The sequence below is a fragment of the Xanthomonas sp. SHU 166 genome, assembly GCF_000364685.1.
Taxonomy (GTDB): domain Bacteria; phylum Pseudomonadota; class Gammaproteobacteria; order Xanthomonadales; family Xanthomonadaceae; genus Xanthomonas_A; species Xanthomonas_A sontii.
In genome coordinates, this window is record NZ_AQOJ01000198.1 from 1 (window position 1) to 5,084 (window position 5,084).

The following is a 5,084-nucleotide window of genomic DNA, read 5'->3' on the forward strand; positions in this document are numbered from 1 at the left end:
GCCGGGCGCCAGCAAGGCCAGTCCGGCCGGCACCCCGGCCGGGGTGCGCAGGGTGATGCCCAATCCGGCGCGGACCGCCGCCCATACGCCGCCGAGGCTGGCGCTGGTGAAGGCGATGCGCCATGGGATGCCGGCGCGGTCCAGGGCGGTGGTCGCGGCCGTGCGCAGCAGGCAGGGGGCTTCCAGCATCACCAATGGCAATGGCGCCGCGCCGCTCCAGTCGGCCACGTCCGGCGCGCTGCGGTCGCCTGCGGCGATCCAGCGCAGCGGCCACGCCGCTTGCGCCTGCCGATGCGCCGAGGCTGCGCCGGAGTCCCAGGCCAGGGCCAGATCCAGGTGCCCGGCCTCCACCCGCGCCAGCAGTTCCTGATGACGGGCGATGCGCGCTTCGATCCGCACCTGCGGGTGGGCGCGGGCGAAACGCCCGAGCACGTCCGGCAGCATGTGCTCGCCGAAGTCCTCCTGCAGCCCCAGCCGCACCCAGCCCTGCAGCGCCGTGTCCTGCAGGGCCACGACCGCTTCATCGTTGAGCTCGAGCAGCCGCCGCGCGTAGCCCAGCAAGGCTTCGCCGGCCTCGGTCAGGGCCAGGCCGCGGCCCTGGCGGCGCAGCACCGGCTGCCCGGCCTGCTCCTCCAGCTTCTTCAGCTGTGCGCTGATCGCCGAGGTGGAGCGCCCGCGGCGCTCGGCCGCCTTGGCGAAGCTGCCCAACTCCACGCCGCCGACGAAGCTGCGCAGCGCGTCGAGGTCGAAGGTGATGGGGCGCATCGTTCGATCCTGATTTTCCGGACGGTCGTTTCGATATTTTCCGATTTTTCGAAAGGTTGTGCGCGACTAGGCTGTGCCCGTTCCCCCTGCGAGACGTTCCGATGTCCGACCCATCCACGCCGTTTCCTTCCCCGCAGGCCGCGTTCGGCGACATCGCGCCGGCCTTCGCCCGCCTCACCGACGAGGTGCTGTTCGCCGAGGTGTGGCAGCGCCCGGGGCTGTCGCCGCGCGAGCGCAGCCTGGTCACGGTGGCGGCACTGGTAGCCCTGTCGCGACTGGAGCAGTTGCCGCTGCACCTGGCGCGCGCACTGGACAACGGTCTGGACCGCGACACCCTGGCCGAGGCCATCACCCACCTGGCGTTCTACGCCGGCTGGCCGTGTGCGGCGTCCGCGCTGCCGTTGCTGCGCACCGCTGCCGCGGCGCGGCCGGCCATGACGGAGCCGCGCTGATGCCGTACGCCCGCATTTCGCTGCTGCGCGGCCACGCGCCCGCCTACCTGCGCGCGCTGTCGGCCAGCCTTTACCAGGCCATGCACGACGCCTTCGAGGTGCCGGCCGGCGACTGCTTCCAGGTCATCCATCAGCACGACCCGGACGAACTGGTGTTCGACCGTCACTACTTGGGCGGGCCGCGCTCGGATGGCTTCGTGCTCATCGCCATCACCGCCGGCCGCGAACGCAGCGACGCCTGCAAGCAGGCGTTCTACCGGCGCCTGGTCGAATTGCTGGCGATCGCGCCGGGGATCGCCCCGGAGGACGTGATGGTCACCATCGTCACCACCGCGGCGCAGGACTGGTCGTTCGGCGGCGGCCGCGCCGGCATCACGGCCCGCGGAGTGCCGGCATGATCGCCATGCAATACAGCATCGCGTTGCCGGCGGACTACGACATGGCCGTCATCCGCCGCCGCATCGCCGACAAGGGGCCGTTGCTCGACACGCTGCCGGGGTTGCAGTTCAAGGCCTACCTGGTCGCCGATCGCAGCGATCCGCTGCTGCCCGGCCGGCAGAACCTGTATGCGCCGTTCTATCTGTGGCGCGATGCGGCGGCGATGCACGCGTTCCTCGCCGGCCCCGCGTTCGCCGCGCTGTGCGAGGCCTTCGGACGCCCGACCGTGCAGGCGTGGATGGTCGCCACGGCGTGGACGTCCGCGGCGCTGCGCTCGGCGCGCTACGCCACCCGCGCGCTTCCGGCGCCATCGCCTCCCTGCGGAAGCGACACCGACGACATGGAGGTGCCTGACGAACGCGTGCTGGCCACGGTGTGCGGCTACGAACCGCAGGGATGGACGCGGCTGCGTTTTCACCTGTGGCGCGATCTGCCGCCGGAACACGCCGCCGCACACCGCTATGCCGTGCATCACCTCAGCGTGCCCGGCGTGACCGACGCCGCCGGATGAGCCGGCGGGTTGGCTGCTCAGTACATGTTCTTTTTGTAGTCGGCCTGCAGTCCTTTGCGCACCACGCCGGGCACCGAGACCGCCGCGCGCATCAGCGTGGCCTGGGCGCCGCGCGCGCCGCTGAGCCGGACGTGGTCGCGGAAGATCGCCGGCGGGTCCAGGTCGTGTGCGATGGCGGAGGGCGGACAACGGTCGAAACGACCGAGCGCGCGGCTGTGCGTCTCTTCGAGGAGCGCCGGCAGCACCCGCACCGCCAGATGCGGAACGCGTCCATCGACGGCGAGCGCGTTGCGGATCGCCTCGTCGGTGCTGGGGCGGGCGAGCCCTTCGATGCGCACGCAGCGTGCGCTGCCGGGGCGCAGCGCCAGCAGCGCGAGCTGCGGCCGCGCCAGCAGGTTGCCCAGGCTGTCGACGCGGCGATTGCCCGGCCGGTCGGCGAACCACCAGGCGTCGCGGTGGGCTTGCAGCAAGGCCCCGGCGCGATCGCCGCGCGGACTGACATCGACGCGGCCCTCGGCATCGGCGGTGGCCAGGATCAGCAGCCGGCAACTGGCGAGCAAACCTTCCGGCGTCTCCGGCGTCTCCGGCGGCGTGGCGTCGGCCTGTGCCCCCGCGTGCCACCAGTCGGCGCGCAGCAGGGCCTTGGCGCAGTGCAGATAGCATTCCTCGACGGCAACGAACACGCGCGTGCCGTCGTCGCCGGCGATGCGGCCATTGACCCGCAGGGTTTCGCCTAATCCGGGCACCAGGAACAGCGAACCGAAGCCGGCGCCGACGTGCGCGTGGGCCGTGTCCAGTGCCTGCAGCGGGATCGACAGCAAATGCGGCGTATCGCCGCGCGCGAAGCCGGGTGCACCGCTGCCCGCACTCAATGCCAGGCGCTGGCCGGCGACGCCGGCGAACAGCAAGGGGCTGGCGGCCAGCCAGCGCAGCGCATGCGCGTCCAGGTGGTCGATCACCTTCAGGTCGCGCGGACCGGGCAGGCGGCCCACGCAGTCCTGCAGCTGCGCCGCATCGGTGACGAAGTCGGTCATGGCGATGTCTCCCGGAAGCGGAAGACGCGGTGGTCGAGCGAAGCGGGAGAGGTCATCGCAAAGCACTCCTGTGAACGAGCGGGAGGCTTGCGCGAAGGCTGGCGACGCCTGGAACCGTACCACAGCGCGGCGGACGCCGCGTCCGGCCACTTACGGTCGTCCTTGGCCAGGCAACACCGTGACAGGGCACCTCTCATCTCGCCGGGGACATGTCCAGATACAAGGAGCGGCTTCAGCCGCGACAGGGGCTTTCCCGTGAAGCCCGTCGCGGTTGAAGCCGCGCCTGCGCAGCACGCTGTGGCGGATGCAGGTGATGCGAGGTGCCCTACAGCCGCAGTTCGAACCCGAGATAGGCAGAACGCCCGGGCGCTGGCGAGAACATCGCCTGATTGTTGCCACCCCAGAAGAAGCTGTCGTACCAGACGTAGGCGTAGCGAGCGTCGGTGAGGTTCTTGACCTGCAGGTCGAGGCTGGTGCGCGGACCGAGCTGATAGCGCACGCTGGCATCGACCACGCGGAAGCCGCCGTACTTGCCCTGCGCATTGCGCTCGTCGATGTAGTAGTCGCCTTGCGCGCGCGCCTGCACGCCCAAGGTCCAGCGCGCATCGGGCCGGTAGTCGACGCCGGCGTTGCTGATGTAGCGCGGCACCGAGAACACCTCGCGACCGCGCAGCGATTCGCCCGAGGCGTTGTAGGCGCTGACCACCTTGGCCTCCTGCAGCGCCTGCGACACCGACAGCGTCCAGTGCTCGCCCAGTTGCGTGCTCAGTTGCAGGTCCACGCCCTGGCGCCGGGTCTGGCCCAGGCCCACGGTGGTGCCGGAGCTGACGTTGTTGGCCACCTCGTCGGTGGCGTCCTGGCGCCAGACCGCCACGCGCGCCTCGGTGCCGGCGGCTGGCTGCAGTTTCAGGCCCAGTTCCTTGCCGGTGTTGATCGACGGCCGCACGCCCGGCTGGCCCGGCGTCAGGTAGGCCGGGGCGGTGGAACCGGTGAGGATCTGGAAGGTGCGGCCCCAGTTAGCATAGACGCTCAGCTGCGGGCTCAGCGCGTAGATCACGCTGAGCTTGGGCTGGTCGATCCAGCCGTAGCGCTGCAGCGGCGCGTGCACGCCGCCGGGCAGCGTGGTGTCGCCGGAAAAGCGGTCGACGCGGAACGCCGGCACGATCTTCAGCGCGTCGGTCGGCTGCAATACCGCCTGCAGGTACAGGCCGAGGTTGTCGAGCGTGTAGCGGTCGTCGTTCTGCACGCGCGCCGGCGCGCTCCAGAAATCGGTCGGTACCGCGTAGGCATAGCGGTAGCGGCGATAGCGGTTGTTCTGGTGCTCGGCGTTGAGGCCGCCTTCCACGCTCAGCAGGTCGCTGGCCTGCCAGGTGACGGTGCTGAGCAGGCCGGTCTGGGTTTCGTCCCATTGCCGGCGCTGCCGCGGTGCGTTGCCGATCGGGTAGGGGGTGAAGGTGACGCGGCGTTCCTCGTCGTAGCGGTTGACGTACAGCGTGTTGCGCAGCTGCAGGCCCTCGCCGAGCTTGAAGTCGGCGTGCACGCTGGCCTGGCGCAGGGTGCGCTCGCCGCCGTCGTTGGCATTCTGCGGCGGCGACTGGTCGCGGTCGTCGTCCCATTGCGCGGCGGTGAGGAAGCCGGGCGCATCGGCCTTCAGATGGTAGGCGCGGGCGATCAGGCCGATGCGCGCGGTGTCGTCGTCCTCGCCGTAGAACCACTTGCCGCCGAGCGTGTACTTGCGCGCGCTGTCGTGCGCGCGCTCGCCTTGTGTGGCCTGGGCGCCGACGAAATAGTTCTGCGCCAGGCCGCCGGCCTCATGGCCGACGGCGTACTGCAGTGCGCGCGTGGCGAAGCTGCCGTAGCTCAGCCGCAGGTCCTGGTAGTCGC

The 5,084-nt window shown here is 70.8% G+C and carries 6 protein-coding genes; 3 read left to right on the top strand and 3 right to left on the bottom strand.

Annotation, left to right across the window (positions count from 1 at the left end; translation table 11 throughout):
* A partial coding sequence (locus tag D180_RS06915; protein ID WP_017912217.1) for a LysR substrate-binding domain-containing protein occupies nt 1–765 on the bottom strand: 765 nt, incomplete at its 3' end.
* Nucleotides 766–866: 101 nt separating this feature from the next.
* Here D180_RS06915 and D180_RS06920 point away from each other — a divergent pair.
* Genes D180_RS06920 through D180_RS06930 form a run of 3 tightly spaced genes read left to right on the top strand, consistent with a single transcriptional unit; the run spans nt 867 to nt 2,166 of the window.
* Nucleotides 867–1,217 carry a carboxymuconolactone decarboxylase family protein gene (locus tag D180_RS06920; protein ID WP_017912218.1) on the top strand — a complete coding sequence of 117 codons (351 nt, stop codon included), beginning with the start codon at nt 867–869 and terminating at the stop codon, nt 1,215–1,217.
* Nucleotides 1,217–1,615 carry a tautomerase family protein gene (locus D180_RS06925; protein ID WP_017912219.1) on the top strand — a complete coding sequence of 133 codons (399 nt, stop codon included), beginning with the start codon at nt 1,217–1,219 and terminating at the stop codon, nt 1,613–1,615. Before D180_RS06920 ends, D180_RS06925 begins: the two co-directional genes overlap by 1 nt.
* Nucleotides 1,612–2,166 carry a DUF4865 family protein gene (locus D180_RS06930; RefSeq protein WP_017912220.1) on the top strand — a complete coding sequence of 185 codons (555 nt, stop codon included), beginning with the start codon at nt 1,612–1,614 and terminating at the stop codon, nt 2,164–2,166. Before D180_RS06925 ends, D180_RS06930 begins: the two co-directional genes overlap by 4 nt.
* A 17-nt stretch (nt 2,167–2,183) precedes the next feature.
* Here D180_RS06930 and D180_RS06935 read toward each other — a convergent pair whose 3' ends face one another.
* Together D180_RS06935 and D180_RS06940 are read right to left on the bottom strand one after the other, a co-directional pair.
* A complete protein-coding gene (locus tag D180_RS06935; protein ID WP_017912221.1) occupies nt 2,184–3,200 on the bottom strand; it encodes a pyridoxamine 5'-phosphate oxidase family protein in 1,017 nt (338 codons plus the stop codon).
* Between the two features lie 325 nt (nt 3,201–3,525).
* Nucleotides 3,526–5,084: TonB-dependent receptor (locus D180_RS06940; protein ID WP_017912222.1), on the bottom strand; the 1,559-nt coding region annotated here is incomplete at its 5' end.

What these genes read in the sequence shown, in the direction of transcription:
- D180_RS06920 (WP_017912218.1), top strand. Translation starts at nt 867, where the DNA reads ATGTCCGACCCATCCACGCCGTTTCCTTCCCCGCAGGCCGCGTTCGGC.
- D180_RS06925 (WP_017912219.1), top strand. Translation starts at nt 1,217, where the DNA reads ATGCCGTACGCCCGCATTTCGCTGCTGCGCGGCCACGCGCCCGCCTAC.
- D180_RS06930 (WP_017912220.1), top strand. Translation starts at nt 1,612, where the DNA reads ATGATCGCCATGCAATACAGCATCGCGTTGCCGGCGGACTACGACATG.
- D180_RS06935 (WP_017912221.1), bottom strand. Translation starts at nt 3,200, where the DNA reads ATGACCGACTTCGTCACCGATGCGGCGCAGCTGCAGGACTGCGTGGGC.